The sequence below is a fragment of the Streptomyces sporangiiformans genome (assembly GCF_005768555.2).
GTDB lineage: Bacteria > Actinomycetota > Actinomycetes > Streptomycetales > Streptomycetaceae > Streptomyces > Streptomyces sporangiiformans.
In genome coordinates this window covers 1-19257 of the sequence record NZ_VCHX02000158.1, presented here as the reverse complement: position 1 = coordinate 19257, position 19257 = coordinate 1, and the positions used below count along the sequence as shown (strand labels likewise).

18 protein-coding genes and 1 pseudogene are annotated in these 19257 nt (G+C 70.5%); 4 read left to right on the top strand and 15 right to left on the bottom strand.

Going from position 1 to position 19257, the window contains the following annotated elements; genetic code table 11:
* Window positions 1–181: 181 nt before the first annotated feature.
* Genes FGD71_RS25285 through FGD71_RS25260 form a run of 6 tightly spaced genes read right to left on the bottom strand, consistent with a single transcriptional unit; the run spans window position 182 to window position 8375 of the window.
* Window positions 182–853 (bottom strand): sigma-70 family RNA polymerase sigma factor, encoded by a 672-nt coding sequence (locus FGD71_RS25285; protein ID WP_119102815.1) that lies wholly within the window; start codon window positions 851–853, stop codon window positions 182–184.
* A complete protein-coding gene (locus FGD71_RS48010) occupies window positions 850–2445 on the bottom strand; it encodes an ATP-binding cassette domain-containing protein (protein WP_119102814.1) in 1596 nt (531 codons plus the stop codon). Before FGD71_RS48010 ends, FGD71_RS25285 begins: the two co-directional genes overlap by 4 nt.
* Window positions 2442–4169: an ABC transporter ATP-binding protein/permease gene (locus FGD71_RS25275; protein ID WP_119102813.1), complete on the bottom strand. Its 1728-nt coding sequence runs from the start codon at window positions 4167–4169 to the stop codon at window positions 2442–2444. The genes FGD71_RS48010 and FGD71_RS25275 overlap by 4 nt, the downstream gene beginning before the upstream one ends.
* The gene (locus FGD71_RS25270; RefSeq protein WP_119102812.1) at window positions 4156–5445 is read right to left on the bottom strand and encodes a cytochrome d ubiquinol oxidase subunit II; all 1290 of its coding nucleotides are present in this window, start codon (window positions 5443–5445) and stop codon (window positions 4156–4158) included. Before FGD71_RS25270 ends, FGD71_RS25275 begins: the two co-directional genes overlap by 14 nt.
* Window positions 5442–6869 (bottom strand): cytochrome ubiquinol oxidase subunit I, encoded by a 1428-nt coding sequence (locus FGD71_RS25265; RefSeq protein ID WP_119102811.1) that lies wholly within the window; start codon window positions 6867–6869, stop codon window positions 5442–5444. Before FGD71_RS25265 ends, FGD71_RS25270 begins: the two co-directional genes overlap by 4 nt.
* Window positions 6870–6896: 27 nt before the next feature.
* Complete coding sequence (locus tag FGD71_RS25260; protein ID WP_119102810.1) at window positions 6897–8375, bottom strand: MFS transporter; 1479 nt, start codon at window positions 8373–8375, stop codon at window positions 6897–6899.
* A 105-nt stretch (window positions 8376–8480) separates the two neighbouring features.
* On the opposite strand from FGD71_RS25260, the gene FGD71_RS25255 reads away from it, so the two are divergent.
* Window positions 8481–8993, top strand: coding sequence for a MarR family winged helix-turn-helix transcriptional regulator (locus FGD71_RS25255; protein ID WP_119102809.1), 513 nt, complete (start codon window positions 8481–8483; stop codon window positions 8991–8993).
* 99 nt (window positions 8994–9092) lie between these two features.
* Window positions 9093–9929, top strand: a complete 837-nt coding sequence (locus FGD71_RS25250; protein ID WP_119102808.1) for an SAM-dependent methyltransferase — start codon at window positions 9093–9095, stop codon at window positions 9927–9929.
* A 33-nt stretch (window positions 9930–9962) separates the two neighbouring features.
* Here FGD71_RS25250 and FGD71_RS25245 read toward each other — a convergent pair whose 3' ends face one another.
* Window positions 9963–10913: an AraC-like ligand-binding domain-containing protein gene (locus tag FGD71_RS25245; protein WP_162931219.1), complete on the bottom strand. Its 951-nt coding sequence runs from the start codon at window positions 10911–10913 to the stop codon at window positions 9963–9965.
* Window positions 10914–11361: 448 nt separating this feature from the next.
* On the opposite strand from FGD71_RS25245, the gene FGD71_RS25240 reads away from it, so the two are divergent.
* Window positions 11362–12543: an acyl-CoA dehydrogenase family protein gene (locus FGD71_RS25240; RefSeq protein ID WP_119102806.1), complete on the top strand. Its 1182-nt coding sequence runs from the start codon at window positions 11362–11364 to the stop codon at window positions 12541–12543.
* The gene (locus FGD71_RS25235) at window positions 12540–13037 is read left to right on the top strand and encodes a flavin reductase family protein (protein ID WP_119102805.1); all 498 of its coding nucleotides are present in this window, start codon (window positions 12540–12542) and stop codon (window positions 13035–13037) included. The genes FGD71_RS25240 and FGD71_RS25235 overlap by 4 nt, the downstream gene beginning before the upstream one ends.
* Before the next feature lie 129 nt (window positions 13038–13166).
* Here the strand turns inward: FGD71_RS25235 and FGD71_RS25230 are convergent, their stop codons facing one another.
* The 8 genes and pseudogenes from FGD71_RS25230 to FGD71_RS25195 form a co-directional block, all read right to left on the bottom strand.
* Window positions 13167–13430: a hypothetical protein gene (locus tag FGD71_RS25230; protein WP_119102804.1), complete on the bottom strand. Its 264-nt coding sequence runs from the start codon at window positions 13428–13430 to the stop codon at window positions 13167–13169.
* Window positions 13431–13649: 219 nt separating this feature from the next.
* Window positions 13650–14615 carry an electron transfer flavoprotein subunit alpha/FixB family protein gene (locus tag FGD71_RS25225; protein WP_119102803.1) on the bottom strand — a complete coding sequence of 322 codons (966 nt, stop codon included), beginning with the start codon at window positions 14613–14615 and terminating at the stop codon, window positions 13650–13652.
* 33 nt (window positions 14616–14648) lie between these two features.
* Window positions 14649–15425, bottom strand: a complete 777-nt coding sequence (locus FGD71_RS25220; RefSeq protein WP_119102802.1) for an electron transfer flavoprotein subunit beta/FixA family protein — start codon at window positions 15423–15425, stop codon at window positions 14649–14651.
* A gap of 26 nt (window positions 15426–15451) precedes the next feature.
* Entirely contained in the window at window positions 15452–16627 is a 1176-nt protein-coding gene (locus FGD71_RS25215) for an acyl-CoA dehydrogenase family protein (protein ID WP_219925799.1), read from the bottom strand.
* A gap of 127 nt (window positions 16628–16754) precedes the next feature.
* Entirely contained in the window at window positions 16755–17189 is a 435-nt protein-coding gene (locus FGD71_RS25210; protein WP_119102800.1) for a Zn-ribbon domain-containing OB-fold protein, read from the bottom strand.
* Between the two features lie 302 nt (window positions 17190–17491).
* Window positions 17492–17842 (bottom strand): SCO4225 family membrane protein, encoded by a 351-nt coding sequence (locus tag FGD71_RS25205; RefSeq protein ID WP_181359268.1) that lies wholly within the window; start codon window positions 17840–17842, stop codon window positions 17492–17494.
* Complete coding sequence (locus FGD71_RS25200) at window positions 17839–18525, bottom strand: response regulator (RefSeq protein WP_119102799.1); 687 nt, start codon at window positions 18523–18525, stop codon at window positions 17839–17841. Before FGD71_RS25200 ends, FGD71_RS25205 begins: the two co-directional genes overlap by 4 nt.
* Window positions 18522–19257: pseudogene (locus tag FGD71_RS25195) on the bottom strand (sensor histidine kinase); the annotation flags it as partial. The pseudogene FGD71_RS25195 and the gene FGD71_RS25200, both read right to left, overlap by 4 nt.

Genomic DNA, 19257 nt, shown 5'->3' with positions numbered 1-19257 from the left:
CGCCGGGAAGCCGGGGATGTACATGTCGATGGCGAGCGGACCCCAGCGGTCAGACAGGCGAGAACCGCCAGGAGACCCCGCGCCCGCCCGGCCTGCTGAGGCGGGGAAAGAGCATGGCTTCCAGCTGAGGCGGCCGCCGACGGGGAGTTCGTGGCGCGGTCATCGAGGATCTTCCTGCTGGTCATGCGTGGCCGCATCGCTTCCGCTCACCGCCCCGGGACCGACCCGCCGGGACGAGGCGGTATTCACGGGCGTAGCCCTCCAGCAGCGAGCGCAACTGCCTGCGCCCCCGGTGCAGTCGTGACAGCACCGTGCCGCTGGGGGTCCGCATGATGTCGGCGATCTCCCGAACGGTGAAGCCCTCGACGTCGAAGAGGTACACGACGATACGGAAGCCCTCGGGGATGGCCTGCAGCGCCGCTTCGACGTCCGCGTCGAGCAGGTGGTCCAGCGCCTCCGATTCGGCCGAACGCAGGCCCGTGGACGTGTGCGACTCGGCACGGGCCAGCTGCCAGTCCTCCATCTCCGCCGTACCGTCGTACTGCGGGCGGCGCTGCCGGCTGCGGCGGGAGTTGAGGAAGGTCGTCGTGAGGATGCGGTACAGCCATGCCTTGAGGTTCGTGCTCTCGCGGAACTGATGGAACGAGGTGTAGGCCCTGGCGTACGTCTCCTGGACGAGGTCCTCGGCGTCGGCCGGATGGCACGTCATGCGCAGGGCGGCCGAGTAGATCCGGTCGAGAAACATCAGGGCCGGTTCGAAGCGGGCCTGGAGCTCCGCATCGGACCACGTCGTGGCCTGCCGCCCGCACAGGGGGTCCTGGGCGGCTCCGGAGAGGGGTCGTGTGGTGGTCATCGTGCCTCCTGGGAGGTGTGGTCGAGCGGCAGCCGGGTCACGTGTCCGGATGACTTCAGACACGCAGGTACGTCGTGCAGGGCGATGACGACGGTGGTGTCGGGCAGGTTCGTGAGGATGCCGAGTACGTGTCGTGCGGTCCGGTCGTCCAGGCCCGTGGTCGGTTCGTCGACGATCAGGACGTGCGGGTGGCGGGCCAGGGCGCGGCCCAGGTAGACCCGTCGGAGCTCTCCGCCCGAGAGCTGCCTCCCGCCGGGGCCGACGGAGGTTTTGGCGGTCAGTCCGCTGTCGCTCAGCCGCAGTTCGGCGAGGCGTTCGTCGATCTCGTCGTCGTTCAGCGCGGCGTCGGCCAGACGCCAGTTGGAGCCGAGTGTGCCGGTGAAGAGGTAGTCGTCGGCGGCGACGGCCACGACGGCGGGTCGGCCGTCGCGTCCTTCGGCCGCTTGCCGCAGCGACGAGGCGAGAGCCCGCAGCAGGGTGCTCTTGCCGCTGCCGGAGCGGCCGGTGACGACGAGCATCGTGCCTCGGGCGACGGTGGCGCCGAGGACGCGCCCCGGCCTCAGGGCCATCGGCGGAAGGAGGTAGTCGGCGAAGCCGATGCCCTGCTCGGTGGACCATGACCGTATCCCCGGCACGGTGGTGGCGCTCGCGGTGTGCGGCCCGTTCGTCGTGAGTCTGCGGTGTGCGGCCGTCGCGGTGGCCCTGGCCTCGGCCGCGTTTGCCAGCTGCTCGGCCTGGGTCAACACGCCGAGGGACATCAGGGCGACGAACACGAGCATGGCGGCATCCGGTGCGCCGCCGGCCCCGGTGGCAGTCGTGGCGGTCAGAGTGGCCGCGCCGGTCAGGCCGGTGATCAGCGTGGTCCGGTACCTGCGCCGATCGGCTGCTTCCCGCGCCCTGTCGAGCCGGGTGAACCTCGCCGTCGTGCGTGCCGCGAGCTGCTCGGCGGCGCCGAGCGAGGCCATCTCCGTCCACGCGTCAACGGCGGTCACGAGTTCGGCACGCAGCGCCTTGCGGGTGTTCTGCTCGGCTTCGCGGGCGGCTCCGGGCCTACGGTGGGCGATCACCGCCATGACGACGGCGCCGGCAGCGAGGACGGCGGCCGGCGCGATGGCCGTGGACGCCGCGACGGCGAGGGCGCCGCCGACGGTCAGTGCGGCGGTGACGGCCACGGGTGCGGTGGACTCGATCAGTGCCATCCCGGCGCTGTCGGCGTCGGCCATGCTGCGGTCGAGCAGATCACCCGACCACAGGCCCTCCGACTGTGTCCGGTCGGTGGCCGCGGCGCGGTCGAAGAGATCGGACCGAGCGGTGGCGACCCGGCGCAGGGCGGCCGCGTGCAGCACCAGACGCTTGCTGTAGTTGCCGGCGATGCGTGCCATGGCGAAGGCACGCACCTCACCGCTGGGGGCGATGTAGGAGAAGGAGCTGAAGGTGCTCGCGCCGGCGACGGCGCAGGCGCTGACGAACCAGCCCGACAGACCGAGCAGTCCGACGGAGGACAGTTCGGCGACGACGGCGAGTACCAGCCCTGTGGTCGCGAGGGAACGTGCCCGCCGACTACGGACGTTCGGGCAACGGCTGCCGCTCACCGCGCGTTCACCAGCCCCGCGTCATGCAGGAGGCCGCCGTCGATCGCGAGCACGAGGTCAGCCGCGGCGGCCAGGGTGAAGGAGTGGGTGGCGACGATGACGGTGCAGCCGTCGGTGACTCGCCGCAGGGCCTCGATGACCTCGCGTTCACTGTCCGCGTCGAGGTGGGCGGTCGGCTCGTCGAGCAGCCAGAGCCGGGCTCCGCGCAGAAAGGCGCGGGCGATGGCGATCCGACGGGCTTCACCGGTCGACACACCCCAACCGCCTTCACCGAGCCGGGTGTTCAGGCCCTCGGGGAGGCGCCCGATCACGGCGTTCAGCCCGGCGGCGTCGACCGCCTTCCGTATCTGTTGCTCGGTGGCGTCCGGGCGGCCGAGGCGGATGTTGTCGCGGACGGTGGCGTCGAGCAGCACCGTCTGTTGTCCGACCCAGGCGCAGCCGCCGAGGGTCGGCGCCAGTCGTACGAGCGAGGTCTGCCACCGGACCGCGCCGGCCGATGGCAGACGCAGACCGGCGATCAACGACAGCAGCGTGCTCTTTCCGGAACCGGAGGCACCGGTGATCGCCGTCCAGGTTCCCGGTGCGAAGTCGGCGTCGGCATGGATGGTGTCGTGATCGGCGCCGCCATAGCGGAACCGGACCTGTGTCAGCGACACACCGACCGCCTCGGTCGGCTGCGGACGGGCCGCCCGCGCCACCGCGGCGGGGGTGTCCTCGACGATGTCACGGATGGTGCCGGCCGCGTTCAGAGCGCGCTCCCGCTGATGGAAGGCGGAAGCTCTGGCGCGCATCGGGGCGAAGTACATCGGACAGACGAGCAGCACCAGCAGTCCGGTGAACAGGGTGAGCCTCGGGGCGTGCGGTACGTGCACGTAGTTGAGCAGCGACAGGCCGATGTAGGTGGCGTTCACCGCGATGGAGAACGTGATGACGACGTCCATGATCATCCCGGACAGGAAGGCGCGCCGCAGCACGCTCGTCGTCGCCTTGTTCAGCCGCTCGGCGGCCGTGGTCAGGGTGCGACCGCGTCGGCCGACCGCGCCGAGCTCGCGCAGCGTCCGCATGCCGCGGAAGCTGTCGAGGACGACGGCGTTCAGGTGCCGGGTCGCGGCCAGTTGACGGTCGGCTCCGTGCTGGGCGAACAGCCCCGCCAGGCGCATGTTGAGCGGTAGCAGCGCGGTGGTCAGGACGAGCACGATCGCGGCCGGCCAGTGCACCGCGGCCGTGACCGCCAGCACGGCGAGCATGGACAGCGGTGCCGACCGGCGCAGGGGCGCGACCTGCGCGTGGAAGTCGGCGACGTCATCGGCGAGATCGACCACCGCCCACGCGGCCTCGGCCGGACCGGCCTCGGTGATCCGCCCTGCGGTCGGCAGCAGAGCCCCCGTCAACTGCCGCCGCAGGCCGGTGCTGACGGCACGCCCGCCCCGCTCGGCGAGCGTGCCCGCCGCCCAGCCGGCGCCCACCGCCGACGCGCTCGTGACGGCGAAGGCCGCGAGGCCCCACGTCTCGTGCGCCGTGGCCCGGTCCAGCGCTCCCTGGGCCGTCCATGCCAGGGCGCCCCAGCGGGTGATCGTGAAGAGGGTCTCCAGCGTCCGGAGGGTGCCCGACAGGCCGAACCAGTGCCGTCCCGGCGCCGCGCACGCGGTGAGCCATGCGTCGTGGTCCGGCCGCTCTCCGACGGCGCCCGGCCCACTCGTCTCGTCCGTCTCATGCGTCGTCATGAGGGCGCCGCTCGTCGACGATCCATGCGATGCCCCCGGTCAGAGCGATGGCGATCATGCCCAGGGTGGTCAGCAGCTGCGAGTGGATCTGCCGGTAGCCACCGAACATCCCCTGGCAGACGAAGTAGGCGAGCAGGCCCAGCACGGTCCAGACGACCGCGGCGAGCAGGCGCAGCACGACACGCAAGGGGGCGGGCAGCGACGCCGCGTGGCCGGGGTCTCGGGTGGTCATGAGCGTTGCTCCTGTGACAAGGGGACCGTGCGCTGCCGGGGGTTCGTCGCCCGGGAGTTCGGTGTGGAACTTTCCTGCGAAGGCCCGGTGGGCGAACACGTTGTAGGCCAGCACCAGCGGCATGTTCAGTCCTATGCCGACGAGGATGAACACCATGGTGGCGTGGGGCCCGGCCGCGCTGTCGACGCTCAGGCCCGGCGGCACGAGCACCGGGTAGCGGGCCACGGCCAGGGCGAGGAACACGGACACCGTCGCGATGACGAGTCCGCCGAGAGGCAGGCTGTCCGCCGCCCGGAACTGCCGCCGCGCCGGGAACGTGACGAGCGAGGTGGCCCCTCCCCCGGCGGCGAACAGCAGCAGCCCCGCGAACGCGAAGGCCCGCCCCGGACTGTCGAGGTCCAGCGGTGCGGCGGTGGCGTCGACGGTGAAGAGGAGCACGACCAGCAGCACTCCCCCGACCGCCGTGGCGGCCGCACCCCGGCGGGCCGCCGACTCCCGCAGCCGTCCGGACGACTTGTGCTTGGTGTAGGCGTAGCCGAGAGCGGTGTACGCGGCCGTGACAGTGAGCCCCGACAGCACACAGAACCAGCTGAAGGCGCCGAAGGCCGACCCGGTGTAGACGTTTCCGCGCACATGTACCGCTGAAGTCAGCGTCCCCAGGGCGAAGCCCTGCCCGAACGCGGCCAGCAGCGACGCCACACTGAAGGCGGTCGTCCAGCGGGGAGCAGGCGGCGCCTGGGACGCCATCTCGACGCTCACACCGCGCACGATGAGGGAGAACAGCACCACGATCATTGGCAGATAGGCGTGCGGCAGTATCGTGCCGAAGGCCAGGGGGAAGCCCGCCCAGAGCGCGACGCCGAGCAGGATGAGCCAGGTCTCGTTGCCGTCCCAGCCCACCGCTACGGACTCCAGCATGTGCCGCCGGTGCACGGGGTCGCGTTCGAAGAGGGTGGCCACGCCGATACCCAGGTCGTAGCCGTCCAGCACGACGTACATCAGAAGGCAGACGAGTACGGTCGCCGCCCAGAGGGTGGTGGTCATCGCGCCGCCACCTCCCGGGAGCCGAGCGGTACGGGAAGCTCCCGCGGCGCGGTGTCCTCGGCGGGACGGCTCCGTCCGGTGTCCGGCAGGTCCTCCGGTGGGGGTTGCTGCCCGGGGTCGTCGCGTTCCGGGCCGATGCGCATGGTGCGAACGATGTAGACGACGTAGGCCACCAGCATGATCAGGTAGAGCACGGAGAAGCCGATCACCGAGAACAGGACTTCGCCGGGCGCCAGGCGGGACACCGCGTCCGAGGTACGGAGTTGCCCGAACACGATCCACGGCTGCCGTCCCGCTTCGGCGGTCACCCAGCCCCCGAGGATGGCCAGGATCCCCGCCGGGGTCGTCCAGAGGACGAACCTGTGGAAGCGGCACGCGGTCCACAGGCGGTTGCGGATGCGCAGGACCGTGGCGGCGAACGCCGTGCCGAACATCAGCACGGCCGCCAGGAACATGACGCGGAAGCCCCAGAAGGTCGCGGCCATGTCCGGCCGGTCGGCTGCCGGTGTGAGCTTCAGTCCGGGCATGGCCGTCTTGCAGGTGAGGTCCTTGGCGATGTAACTGCCGAGGCAGGGAATGTCGAGCTCGGCGATGTTGCGCGCGGCTTGCTGGTCCGGGACGGAGAACAGGACGAAGCCGGTGTTGCCGTTGTCCCAGTTGCCCTCGATCGCCTCCAACTTCGACAGCTGGTACGGCAGTTCATGCCCAGCCACGCTGTCACCGAGGTAGAGCTGAACGGGCATCAGCAGCGCGGCGATCCCGAGCGCGAGCGACATCGAGCAGCGGGCGAAGCCCTTCGCGCGCCCCTTGACCAGATACCAGGCCGAGATCCCGGCCACGAAGAAGCTCGCCGAGATCAGCACCCCGGCCAGCATGTGCGGCCAGCGCCAGATGAAGGACGGGTTGAAGATGACGCGCATCCAGTCCGTGGGCTCGAACTGACCATGGACGACCTTGAATCCGGCGGGCGTCTGCATCCACGAGTTCGCCGCGATGATCCACGTGGACGACAGGATGGTGCCCACCGACACCATCACGGTGGACACGAACATCGTGCCCTTGCGGACGCGGCCGTCCCCGTAGAGCAGGACGCCGATGAAGCCGGCCTCGACGAAGAAGGCGGTCACGACCTCCATGCCGATGATCGGCCCGATGATCGGGCCCGTCTTCGCCCCGTACACACCCCAGTTGAGACCCATCTGGAACGTGATGACGGCGCCGGCGACCACGCCGATCGCGAAGCCGACGGCGAAGATGCGCCGCCAGAACCGGAACATCTGCAGGTAGACCGCCTTGCCGGTACGCCAGTACATGCCGTAGACGACCGACAGGAAGATCGACAGGCCGACGGTGATGGCCGGAAAGGTCATGTGGAACATGACGGTGATGGCGAACTGCCATCGCGACAAGTCGAGAAGACTCATCACTGCTCCCTTGGGAGAGGGCCGGCGTCAGGCGTCGACAACCGGGGTGGAAGCCGACGCGGAGTCGGTGAGGCGCGGCAGGGCGGCGGCACCGACCGCGAGCAGGGCGACGATGCCCATCTGCACGTACTCGACGCCGGCGAAGGCGTGCGCGACGCCGTGTGGCGCCAGGGACAGGTAGAGGGTGCCCAAGGTGGCCACACCGAGGGCGAGTCCACTCTGCTGCAGGGTTATCAGCACACCGCTGCCGATGCCGCCGAGGTGGGTGGGGACGTCGGCCAGCACACTGCGGAACAAGCCGGCGAAGAGCATCGACTGCCCGGCACCGACCAGGGCGAGCGGCACGGCCATGGCCCAGAGGCTGACGTGCGGCCATTGCACCAGCAGGACCGTCACCAGTGAGACCAGCCCCGCGAGTTGGACGACCGCACCGGCGGACAGCGCGGCCCGGCCGAATCGTGTGATCACGCGGGGCGCGACCAGCGAACCGGCGAAGAAGAGCAGGGCCATGGGCAGGATCGCCAGGCCGCCGTGCAGGGCGTCGGCGTGCAGTCCGTTCTGGACGGTGAGGGCGAAGACGAACATGAAGGCGCCGAAGCCGATGCTGAAGGCGAACACCATGGCCAGGCCGCGGGACATGGACGGCAGTCGAAGCAGGGACGGCGGCAGCAGCGGTACCTCGCCGCGCCGCTCGGCACGCTTCTCCACAGCGAAGGTGGCGGCGCCGAGGACGACCGCGACGGCGAGCAGCAGCCAGGACCACCAGGGCCAGCCCAGGGAGTGACCCTCGGTCAGCGGCACGAGCAGGGCGGTCAGGGTGGCGGCGAACAGCACGGTGCCGGGCAGGTCGATGCCGACCGGGTGGTGCGAGCGGGTGTCGGGCACGACCCGTGCCGCCACGATCAGTACGACCACGCCGATGGGCACGTTGACCAGGAAGATCGGCCGCCAGGAGGTGCCGGCGATGTCCGCGCCGACCAGCAGGCCACCCACCAGCTGCCCTACGACCGCGGCGATTCCGGAGGTCGCCCCGTACAGGGCCACGGCGCGGGCCTTGCGTTCCCCTTCCAGGACGTGGTGGAAGGTCGCCAGCACCTGCGGAATGAGCAGGGCGGCGGTGGCGCCCTGGACGATACGGGCAGCGATCAGCGCCCCCACGGTCGGGGCGATGCCGCAGGCCAGCGAGGCCAGGACGAAGCACACCAACGCGCCGAGGAAGATGCGGCGGCGGCCGTAGCGGTCGCCGAGCCGGCCGCCGAGGACCAGCAGGGTCGCGTACGCCACTCCGTACCCGGCGATGACCAGCTCCAGCGACGACGCCGAGGCGTGCAGCGATGCGTCGATGCTGGGCAGGGCCACGTTGGTGATGAAGAAGTCCATGATCGGCAGGAACGCGCCGGACAGCAGGATGAACACTCCCACGGGGTGCAGCCCGCCCGCGCGGGCCGTGGCATGGGGCGAGAGCGCGGTCGACCCGGCCTGTGAGGGGGAGGTGGTTGTCGTCATGACAGCTCCAGAGAGCAGATCAGCAGAAGTTATGTGCTCATAACTATAAGCACATAACGAGTATGCCCTCATAACCAACTGGCGGCAAGCCCGTACCCTGGAGCCGTGACGGAGGACCATGCGCACCAGACAGGCCCGACAGCAGGGCCGGACCACGAGCAACGGTGGGCCGAACTGGCCGACCTCGTACTGATCATCAGCCGGGAGATCCAGTTCCGCCGCTACACGGACGAGCGGGCTGTCCACCTGTCGCAGTCCGAGGGCATGGTGATGCGCTACCTGAAGAGCGACCCCGACGCCGCGCCCAGCCGCATCGCCGCCGCGACCGGGCTCCAGCGCACCAACCTCTCCACCGTCCTACGTGGGCTCGAACAGAAGGGCTTCATCGAGCGGCGCACCCACTCGGGCGACGGTCGCGGGGTGACGGTCCACTCCACCGAGCGCGGACGCAACAACACCATCCTCGTCCGGCGGGAATGGGCCACGACCCTCGCCGAGGCCGCCAACCACGACACCGAACACCTCGACGCCGCTCTCGCCCTGCTCTCCGCCGTGGAGACGGGACTGACCAGGACCCGGCCGCGGAACCGAGCCACACGTCCGGAGACGGGAACCTGAGCATCTGACTCCGAACTCCGGGACGCCGTGATCAACGGGCGGCACAATGGCGGCGAAGGTCCATGCCGCCGCGGCGGCCGCATACGCCCCGAACACATCATGGGCGTGCAGGGAGGGGAAGACGTGAGTGAGACCCAGCGCCCGTCAGGCAGATCGGGGCTGCTCAATACCGAGGTGGCCCACAATGCCCGGGTCTGGAACTACTGGATCGGCGGGAAAGACAACTACGAGGTCGACCAGCGGGTCGGCGAGCGGGTCGCCTCGATGTTCCCGGTGATCCGGGATGTGGCTCGCGCGGACCGCGCCTTCCTGAGCCGCACCGTCCAATTCCTGGCCGCCGACCGCGGGGTGCGGCAGTTCCTGGACATCGGCACCGGACTGCCGACCCTGGACAACACCCATGAGATCGCCCAGCGCATCGCGGCCGACTCGCGGATCGTGTACGTCGACAACGACCCCACCGTGCTCGCCCACGCCCGCGCCCTGCTGACCAGCGCCCCCGAGGGCGCCACCGCCTACATCGAAGCTGACGCCCACCATCCGGACGCCATCCTCCAGGGCGCCGCGGCGACCCTCGACCTCGGCCGGCCCGTCGCGGTCATGATGCTCGGCATCCTCAACTTCGTCCTCGACACCGGCCAGGCGCAGGACATCGTGCGCCAGATCCTGGCCTCGGTCCCCTCCGGCAGCTATCTGGTCCTGACCCACCCCACCACCGACGCCGACCTCGGCGGCGAGGGCAACATCGCAGCCATGAAGTTCTGGAACGAGAACGCCACCCCGCCGATCACCGCCCGCAGCCGCGCCGAGATCACCGCCTTCTTCGACGGCCTGGACCTCCTCGCCCCGGGCATTGTCTCGTGCGCACACTGGCGCGCCGAGTCCGACTCCCCTGCCACAGTCCCGCAGTTCGGCGCAGTGGCCATCAAACCGTGACGCTGGATCGTCCCTGCTGATCGCCGACCGCCCTCATCCACGGGCCGCGCGCGCCTCCCGGGGGCTCATGCCGTAAGCCGCCTTGAAGGCGTGGCTGAAGTGGGCCGGGTCCGGGAAACCCCAGCGCCCGCCGATGGCGCCGACCGGAAGGTGGTCCAGGGCCGGATCGGCGAGGTCGCGCCGGCACCGGGCGAGACGCTGTTCCCGTATCCACCCCGAGACGGTGTACCCCTGTTCGGCCAGCAACTTGTACAGGTAGCGGCGGGAGATGCGGTGGGCGGCCGCGATCCCCTCGGGGCTCAGCCGCGGGTCGGCGATCCGCTGCTCCATGTGAACGAGGATGCGCTGGGTGAGCAGGCCCGGACCGTCGTCCACGGCTGCGTGGTCCGCGCCCGCGTGCTCCGCGAGCAGCGTGCCGACCAGATCGACCACGTTGTCGGCGAGCCGGGGCGTGCCGCGGGACTCCAGGTGCTCCATCTGCCGCGCCAGCCCGTACAGGAAGGGCCGTACCACCTGGCCGAGCCCGTCATGGCACGGCACCACGGTCGCCGTCACCCGCGCCAGCTCACGTTCCGTCATCTGCAGCATGGCGCGCGGGAACATCAGTACCAGGCCGGTGTGGGACTGATCCAAGTCGTAGGTGAAGGGACGGCGGGTGTCGTAGATCACCAGTTCGCCCGGTCCCACCCGGGCCTGGCGGTCCCTCTGGGTGAGCATCCCGTGCCCGGTGAGCTGCAAGGTGAGCTGGAAGAGGTCGGGCGCGTCGGAGCCGATGTGCTGACGGGTGCGCGCGATGCTGTGCGGTTCAGCCGTGATGACCGACATCTGTACCTGGCCGACCTGGGCGGCGTGCAGTGACGCGCGGAAGTCGGGGCCCTCGCGCGGCAGAACCTCCAGCGGCACGAGGTTCTGGCTGACGGCGTCCCGCCAGCATTCCAGTCTTTCGTCGGCCGTGCCATCGCTCGGCGTCGTTATCCGGGGCATGCGGCTCTCCTCCTGGCGCATCCGGTCCCCGAGAAGACGGGCTGGGACGGCCCTCCTCCTGGCGAGGGAGTTTAAGTCACCCCGGGCGATCCGCAACCGGCCCCGCGAGGGATCACTTGGCCGTCGTCCCACCAGGGTCAGCCCGGGCGCGAGGAGGCCGCCACCGACCGGCGCGCCGGTCGTCCGCCGCTGCCGGCCAGAAGCAGTTCTCAGCCAAGCAAATTACCTGTGCTCCGGTACACAAGCGGGACATGTGCCGCGCCCCACATCATTCGGGCCAGTGACCAGGAAGCAGCATCGGCCGGGATCCGTGCAGGACGAGCACGACACGGCCCCCGCGACCGAGGCCGCCGTCCTACACCGCCCAGCTCCCCGGAGCGTCCGCCGTCCTCCTGCGGGAGCGGCCGCGCCCAGCACTCCGGACCGCAAGCACTCTCAAGGATCGATCATGACGACATTGCTCGAGGCCACCCAGTCCCAGAACCGGGGAACCGACGACAGCGTGCTCGGCCGCGTCCGCGCACATCTGCCCGAGATCGCGGCACGCTCCGCCGAGGCCGAGGCCGCCCGGGCGGTCCCCGCAGAAATCATCACCGCCCTGCGCCGGGCCGGTGTGTTCCGGATGAGCCTGCCCAGGGCATGGGGCGGCGAACAGCTCGACCTGGTGGAGAGCGCTCAAGTGGTCCGGGAACTCTCGCGGGCCGACGGCTCGACCGGCTGGACCGTGCAGGCAGCCTCGATGGCCTGGTTCTTCGTGCGCTCGCTGCCCCAGGAGACGTTCGAGAAAGAAGTCTTCGGCAACGGCGGCGACCTGATGCTCCGTGGGGCGATAGCCCCGAAGGGCAGGGCGACGCCGGTGGAGGGCGGCTACCGGATCAGTGGCCGCTGGCCGCTGGCCAGCGGCTCGTTCACCCCGGACTGGATCGTCGCGGGCTTCACCGTCGAGGGCGCGCCCCCGCTGCCGGACGGCCGCCCGGACATGCGCGTCGCGCTGGTCCGCCCCGAGCAGGTGGCTTTCCTCGACACCTGGGACGCGGTGGGCCTGCGTGCCACCCAGAGCACCGACTTCACGATGGACGACGTGTTCGTGCCCGAGCACTTCACGGGCCCGCTGGTGGGCGACAACAGCATCCCCGCTCCCTTCTACGACCTGCCGTACTCCGCCACCGGTGCCTCGCACGACGCCGTCATCGTCGGCTGTCTGGAGGGTGCGCTCGGCGATCTCGCCGAACTGGCCGCCACCAAGCGGCCGGCGTTCAACCCCAGGGTGGTCATCGGTGATGATCCCGTGTTCCAGGAGAAGTTCGCGGAGCTGCACCTGCGCACGGCGGCGCTGACGGCCCTGCTGGAGCAGACGGGCCGCACCGTCATGGACCGGGCACTCGCGGGAGAGGAACCCACGCCGACCGAGTGGTTCAGCTACACCGGCGGCCACCAGCACATCCATCACGAAGGCATCCGGATCCTCAACGAGATCATGACGCTGTCGGGCAGCGCGGGACTGTACAGCAGCAACCCGATGCAGCGTCGCTGGCGCGACGTCCGCTGCGTCTCCCAGCACGTGGCCGGCAACAACGGCTCGCTGCGGCGCCTGGGCGCGGTCCTGTCGGGTCAGGAGAATGCCGGATGAGCCCGCTCGTCGCGACACCGACAGATCCCGCCGCGCTGCGCCAGGCGTTCGGCTGCTTCCCGTCCGGGGTGACAGCCCTGTGCTCACTTGATTCCGGTACGCCGGTGGGCATGGCCGCCAGCACGTTCACTCCGGTCTCCCTTGAACCCCCTCTGGTGTCGGTCTGCGTCCAGGACACCTCGTCGACCTGGCCGAAGCTGCGGAAGCAGAGCCGCCTGGGCCTGAGCGTGCTGGCCGAGGGACAGGACCTGGTATGCCGTTCGCTGGCCGGCAAGGACGGGGACCGGTTCGCGGACGTCGACTGGGAAGCCGACGAAGGCGGCAGCGTGTACATCCACGGTGCCAACCTCTGGCTGGACTGCTCGCCCTACGCCGAGTTCCCCGGAGGCGACCACACGATCGTCCTGCTGGAAATCCACGGTCTGAAAGCCGAACCCGACCGGGAGCCACTGGTGTTCCACGGCAGCCGGTTCAGGCGCCTGGCCGTCTCATGAACAGATGGCTGCCACGGGCCACCGGTCCCCCGAGGGGCCGGTAACGGGACGCGAGGAAGGCCCGCGTGGGTTCGCACGCGGGCCCTCTCCCAGTCAACGTGGAACGGCGCCGGTCATGATCGGCCCGGACTACCTTGCCGGGACCTGTTCCCAGTCGGCCTCCTCGGCGAGCGCCTTGATGCCGCACAGGGTGGCTTCCATGTTCGTACGGAGCTCAGCGAGCCGGAAGGCCACGATGCCCTCCTCCCGCTCCGGGGCGCGGTCGATCGCCAGGCTGACCCCGGAGCGGCCCGGTCCGATCCGGGCGAACTGCCGCAGCCTGGTACCGGTTCCCTCGGGCTCGCTCGAAGCGCCATGTGGCCAGCGGCTTCGCGGGGTCCGGGACCGGGTCACCGTAGCGGCCGTCCGGGTCCACGACCGCCCAGCCGAAAACCCGCTGCTCCTCGATCTCGACGACGTGCGAGACGGTCCGCCACTCTCCGACCATCCGATGGCGGTTGAACCCCGCGAAACACGCCCCCACCGCGGGCCCCTCCGCGCCGTCGAGCCGAACCGTCCGGACCTCAAGGCCGGCGTCAGTCTCGGAGTCGCCCTCTCAGACTGCGAAACACCTCAACTGCCTGTGCGGCGGGCGGCCACTTCCTGCGTGAGCTGGGGAGCCACCTCGAACAGGTCGCCCACCACGCTGTAGTCGGCTAGGTCGAGGATCGGTGCCTCCGGGTCCTTGTTGACCGCGACGATCGTCTTGGAGGTCTGCATCCCGGCGAGGTGCTGGATGGCCCCGGAGATTCCCAGGGCGATGTACAGCTGGGCAGAGACGGACTTGCCGGTCTGCCCGACCTGGAACTGGTGCGGGTAGTAGCCCGCGTCCACCGCGGCGCGCGAGGCGCCCACCGCGCCTCCCAGGGCGTCGGCCAGCTCCTCCACCACCTTGAAGCCGTCCGTCCCGCCGACACCGCGGCCTCCGGAGACGACGACGGTCGCCTCGGTGAGCCCGGGCCGGTCGCCCGCGGGCGCGGCGCGCCGGGCGGTGATGCGGGCGGACGTCCCGGGGTCGACCCCCGGCAGGGTGAGTGTCCGCTCCACGGCCTCCCCGGGATGCTCCTCGGGCTCGAAGGCTCCCGGGCGCACAGTGATCACGGGTATGCCATGGGTGGCCTGGGAGCGCACGGTGTACGACCCCCCGAAGACGATCTGAGTGACCACCCCGGACGAGTCCAGGTCGACCGCGTCGATCAGCAGCCCGGCGTCCAGCCGCGCGGCGAGACGCGCGGCCGCCTCCCGGCCGTCCGTCGTGGCGGAGACCAGCACGGCGGCTGGAGACGTTTCACGGACCGCGAGTTCCAGGGCGTCGACGGCGGGCGTGACGAGAAACTCTGCCGCCTCGGTGGATTCCGCGGCGTGGACGCTTGTGGCGCCGTGACGTGCGAGCGATCGCCCGAGGCGCGCCGCTGTGCCGGGGGTTCCCACGACGACGGCGGCCGGGTCTCCCAGTCGCCGTGCGGCGGCCAGGAGTTCATATGTGGATTTGTTGACACGATCCCCGTCGTGGTCGACGAGTACGAGGACATGGGGCATGGGCCTGTTTTCTTGGTCGGGCGGTTCAGCGGTTCAGACGAGTTTCTGGGCGATCAGGTATGCGGCGAGCTGCCGGCCGGCCGAGCCGTCGTCCGCGATGCGGGTTCCGGCGGCTCGCGGGGGACGCGGTACGGCCTCCACGACGCGAGTGCGGGTCACCGGGAATGCGGCCGCGTCGGGGAACAGGTCGTCGAGGTCGACCGTGTCCACCGGCTTCTTCTTGGCGGCCATGATCCCCTTGAACGAGGGGTAGCGCGGCTCGTTGATCTTCTCGGTGACGCTGACCAGCGCGGGCAGCGGCGCGTCCAGCGTCGCCTCGCCGTTCTCGGTCTCGCGTTCGGCGCGCACCCGACCCTCGGCCACGTCGAGCTTGCGCACCTGGGTCAGTTGCGGCAGGGCGAGCAGGTCCGCGACGACGGCGGGGACCGCGCTCGCCTGTCCGTCGGTGGTCGCGTTGCCCGCCAGCACCAGGTCGACGTCCGTCACGGTCCGTACGGCGGCCGCCAGGACCTTCGCGGTGGTCAGTACGTCGGCGCCGTGCAGCCTGTCGTCGCAGACGTGGATTCCCCGGTCGCCGCCCATCGCCAGGACCTTGCGGATGGCGTCGAGTGCGGAGTCGGGTCCCATGGAGACGACGGTGATGTGGGCGTCCGCCGTCTCCTTCAGCCTCAGGGCCTCTTCGGCGGCGCGCTCGTTGATCTCGTCCAGGACGAGGTCGGCGTCCTCGCGGTCGAGGGTGTGGTCGGCCTGGGACAGGGTGCGTTCCGCTCCGGTGTCCGGGACCTGCTTGACGAGTACGACGATGTTCACGGGCGTCTTCCTTCAGCAGTCAGTGATCAGCGGAACGCCGGCTGGCCGGTGAGCGCCTGCCCGACGACCAGGGTGTGCATCTCGCTGGTGCCTTCGTAGGTCAGGACGGACTCCAGGTTGTTGGCGTGGCGCAGCGGTGAGTACTCGAGGGAGATGCCGTTGGCCCCCAGGACGGTGCGGCACTCCCGGGCGATGGCGATCGCTTCCCGGACGTTGTTGAGCTTGCCGACGCTGATCTGCTCGGGCCTGATGCGGTGCTGGTCCTTGAGCCGGCCCAGGTGCACGGCGATCAGTGCGGCGCTGCTCAGGGACACGCTCATGTCGGCGAGCTTCTTCTGGGTGAGTTGGAAGGCGCTGATCGGCTTGTCGAACTGGACGCGGGAGTCGGCGTACTCGATGGCTGTCTGGATGCAGTCGCGGGCCGCGCCGACCGCGCCGAACAGGATGCCGAAGCGGGCCTCGTTCAGGCAGGACAGCGGTCCGCGCAGGCCCTCCGCGAGCGGCAGCCGCGCGGAGTCGGGCAGCCGTACGTTGTCGAAGTACAGCTCCGAGGTGATGGACGCGCGCAGCGACATCTTCTGCTTGATGTCCTGCGTGGTGAAGCCGGGCGTCCCGCGCGGCACGAGGAAGCCGCGGACGCCGTCCTCGGTCTGCGCCCACACGGTGGCCACGTCGGCGATGCCGCCGTTGGTGATCCACATCTTGGAGCCGTTCAGGATCCAGTCGTCGCCGTCACGGACGGCCCTGGTGCGCATCCCGGAGGGGTTGCTGCCGAAGTCGGGCTCGGTCAGGCCGAAGCAGCCGATCGCCTCACCGGCGGCGAGCCGGGGCAGCCACTCCTGCTTCTGCTCCTCCGAGCCCCACTTCCAGATGGAGAACATCGACAGCGAGCCCTGCACGGAGACGAAGCTGCGGAATCCGGAGTCCGCCGCCTCCAGCTCCAGACAGGCCAGTCCGTAGCTGACGGCGTTGGTGCCGGCGCAGCCGTACCCTTCGAGGTGCATGCCGAGCACGCCCAACTTGCCGAGCTCTGGGGCGAGTTCGCGGGCAAAGTGCGCGTTCTCGAACCACTCGGCGATGTGCGGGCGCACCCGGTCGGCGAGGAACCTGGCGACGGTGGCCTGGATCTCGCGTTCCTCCTCGGTGAGGGTGGAGGAGAGGTCGAGCAGGTCGAGAGGGTCCTTCATCGGCTTGCGACTCATCGTGGGTTCCTTGTGGTTACGGTTGTTGAGGTGATTGCGGTGGTCGGGCGGGTCGTGGTGCCTGCGCCAAGAGCGGTCATGTGACCGCTCCGTACAGGGCGGAGGTGTGGTCGGAAGCGCGGTCCCGTTACCACCAGCGGTCCAAGGGCGGTGCCGGGCGGGTGAGCTCGACGACGGGAAGGCCCTGACCGAGGGGGGCGGCGGCCCGTACGACACTCACCCTTGCCCCGACCGCGACCACGACCGGCGAAGTCCCGGTGATCTGGCAGAGCAGGTTGAAGCCCTCGTCCATCGCGACGAACCACGTGTTGTGCTGGGCATGGCCGATGCGGCGGACGGCGACCCCGACGCCCGCGCTGCGTTCCTTTTTGAAGGCCATGGACCCGCAGGCATGGCAGAACGAACGGCGGTAGGCCGGAGTGCCGCACCAGAGGCAGCGCTGGAAGAACAGTTCGCCGCAGACCACCGGCGCGGTGGGCGTGGCGGGCGCAGCCGTGGCCTCGGTGGCCACGTCGTGGTCTTCCCGGAACTCGGTGTGTTCACGGGTGTCTGTCTGAAGCATCACGGCCTCCTGCGCTCAGTTCGGCGACCGAGAACGGGGGGATCGCCAATCCGGTAGGGCTCCACCAGCCTGGCCCTGTCGCGGATCGCCGGTCAACGACGAGCTGACGCATCTTTGTGCGCGGAAAGCGTTCCATTCACTGAGGTCAGAGCGGCTTTCCCGCCGCTACTCTCACCATGGGGCCCTGGTTGCGAGCGGGTCCGGTCAGCCTCAGGCCGGCCGTCGGTCCCTCGGCCATCAGTGTTCCTTCACGCACGCGCTTGGTTCCGCACCCTGGCCGCGTCGCGCTTGGCGGACGTGTCTCAGGACGAAGGGTCCGGGCTTTGGCCGCGGCGCAGTGCGCGGGAGCACCAGCCGATGACCACAGCGTTGACCAGCGCCCCGAGAACGACGGCGACGACGAGCATCGCTTCGTGGTCCGGCAGCAGGAGCAGCACGAAGCTGAACGGCGCGGTGGCGAGCAGCGGGATGACACCCGCCATGGACTCGTCCGAGCTGTCGCCGACGGTCACCACGAGCGCCCACACGAGCAGGGCGGCGCAGGCCGCGAGGTAGACGCGGGCGACGACGTCGCTGAGTGCGTGGCGCAGACGACGGGGAAGGGATCGGCCGGAACCGGTCACGACGGTGGACTCCTCGGTGGTGGTGGTCATGGTGTGTGGGTGCCGGGCGGGTTCGGGCGGGCGAGGCCGAGGTCGTACGCGAGGATCGTGGCCTGCACGCGATCGCGCAGCCCGAGCTTGCGCAGCAGCGCGTTCACATGGGACTTCACGGTGCCGACGGTGATGCCGAGTTCCTCGGCGATCTCCGCGTTGTTCAGCCCGGACGCGACCAGGGAGAGGACGAACCGTTCGCGTTGGGTGAGGCTCTCCAGCGCGCGGGGACCGCTCTCGGCCCGGAACCCGGTACCCGCTCCGGACGCGTAGTGGCCGATGAGCCGACGGGTCGCGGACGGGGCGAGCACGCTCTCTCCGGCGGCCACCACCCGGATGCCGTGCAGCAGTTCGGAGGCATGCACGTCCTTGAGCAGGAAACCGGAGGCGCCGGCCCGCAGCGCGTCGAAGACGTACGCGTCGAGGTCGAAGGTGGTCAGCACCAGGACACGGGGCGCGTTCTCCCGGCCGGTGATGATCCGGGTGGCGGCGATCCCGTCCAGTTCGGGCATCCGGACGTCCATGACGATCACATCGGGCGCCAGCTCTTCGGCGAGACGTACCGCGGCGGCGCCGTCGCCGGCCTCGCCGACGACCGTCATGTCCTCCTCGGCGTCGATCACGGCTGCGAATCCCGCCCGTACGATGCCCTGGTCGTCGACGACCAGCACGCTGAGGCTCATCGCTTCCTCTCCTCCTCGTCGCCCTGCTCGACGACCGGCGCGACAGCGGTCGGGGGTCCGTCCCCGCGGGTGGGTCCGCCGTCGGCCCCCTCCGCGTCGGCCCCGGCCGCCCCACCCGGAGCGAGGGGCAGCAGGAGGCGGACCGTGCCCGCCGGACCGGTGGACAGGGTGCCGCCGAGCGCCGCGACCCGCGCCGCCAGCCGCTCCCGTACGGCGGGGCGGGCGGCGTGGGGCACCCCGGTGGCCGTGAGCGTCAACCTATCGTCGTCCGCATCGAGTTCGAGCACCGCGGGCTCCTCGCCGCCGGCCGCGAGCACCGTCTCGGCGGCATGGTAGGCGGCCAGGTCCACCACGGTGGGCAGCCGCTCCGGCACGCGGTCGGTCAGCCGTATCTCTACGTCGCGGCCGGTGGCCCGGCACTGATGAGCGAGCAGGTCGAGAGCCTGGAGGGTGGGCTGCGGCCGCAGTTCGCGCTCCGTCTCGCCCTCCCGGACCGTGTCGAGCAGGGCGCGCATCGCGGCCAGGGCCTCGCGGGCGCGTTCGGCGGTCGCGTCGAGCCGGCCCGCCTCCGCCTCCGCGACCATGTCGGCGGTGCGCGCCAGCACGGTGGTCTCCAGCCCGGCGGCGATCCGGCGGCGCTCGGCCCACGCGTCCCGGACGGCCTCCTCGGTCCAGGCGGCGAGGCGTTCCTCGCGCGTGCCCCTGGCGGCCCGGTCGCGCCGCCCGCGCAGG

Coding starts and splice junctions, on each gene's coding strand:
- FGD71_RS25285 (WP_119102815.1), bottom strand. CDS start 853: ATGACCACCACACGACCCCTCTCCGGAGCCGCCCAGGACCCCCTGTGC.
- FGD71_RS25275 (WP_119102813.1), bottom strand. CDS start 4,169: ATGACGACGCATGAGACGGACGAGACGAGTGGGCCGGGCGCCGTCGGA.
- FGD71_RS25270 (WP_119102812.1), bottom strand. CDS start 5,445: ATGACCACCACCCTCTGGGCGGCGACCGTACTCGTCTGCCTTCTGATG.
- FGD71_RS25265 (WP_119102811.1), bottom strand. CDS start 6,869: ATGAGTCTTCTCGACTTGTCGCGATGGCAGTTCGCCATCACCGTCATG.
- FGD71_RS25260 (WP_119102810.1), bottom strand. CDS start 8,375: ATGACGACAACCACCTCCCCCTCACAGGCCGGGTCGACCGCGCTCTCG.
- FGD71_RS25250 (WP_119102808.1), top strand. CDS start 9,093: ATGGGCGTGCAGGGAGGGGAAGACGTGAGTGAGACCCAGCGCCCGTCA.
- FGD71_RS25245 (WP_162931219.1), bottom strand. CDS start 10,913: ATGCCCCGGATAACGACGCCGAGCGATGGCACGGCCGACGAAAGACTG.
- FGD71_RS25240 (WP_119102806.1), top strand. CDS start 11,362: ATGACGACATTGCTCGAGGCCACCCAGTCCCAGAACCGGGGAACCGAC.
- FGD71_RS25235 (WP_119102805.1), top strand. CDS start 12,540: ATGAGCCCGCTCGTCGCGACACCGACAGATCCCGCCGCGCTGCGCCAG.
- FGD71_RS25225 (WP_119102803.1), bottom strand. CDS start 14,615: ATGCCCCATGTCCTCGTACTCGTCGACCACGACGGGGATCGTGTCAAC.
- FGD71_RS25215 (WP_219925799.1), bottom strand. CDS start 16,627: ATGAGTCGCAAGCCGATGAAGGACCCTCTCGACCTGCTCGACCTCTCC.
- FGD71_RS25210 (WP_119102800.1), bottom strand. CDS start 17,189: ATGCTTCAGACAGACACCCGTGAACACACCGAGTTCCGGGAAGACCAC.
- FGD71_RS25205 (WP_181359268.1), bottom strand. CDS start 17,842: ATGACCACCACCACCGAGGAGTCCACCGTCGTGACCGGTTCCGGCCGA.
- FGD71_RS25200 (WP_119102799.1), bottom strand. CDS start 18,525: ATGAGCCTCAGCGTGCTGGTCGTCGACGACCAGGGCATCGTACGGGCG.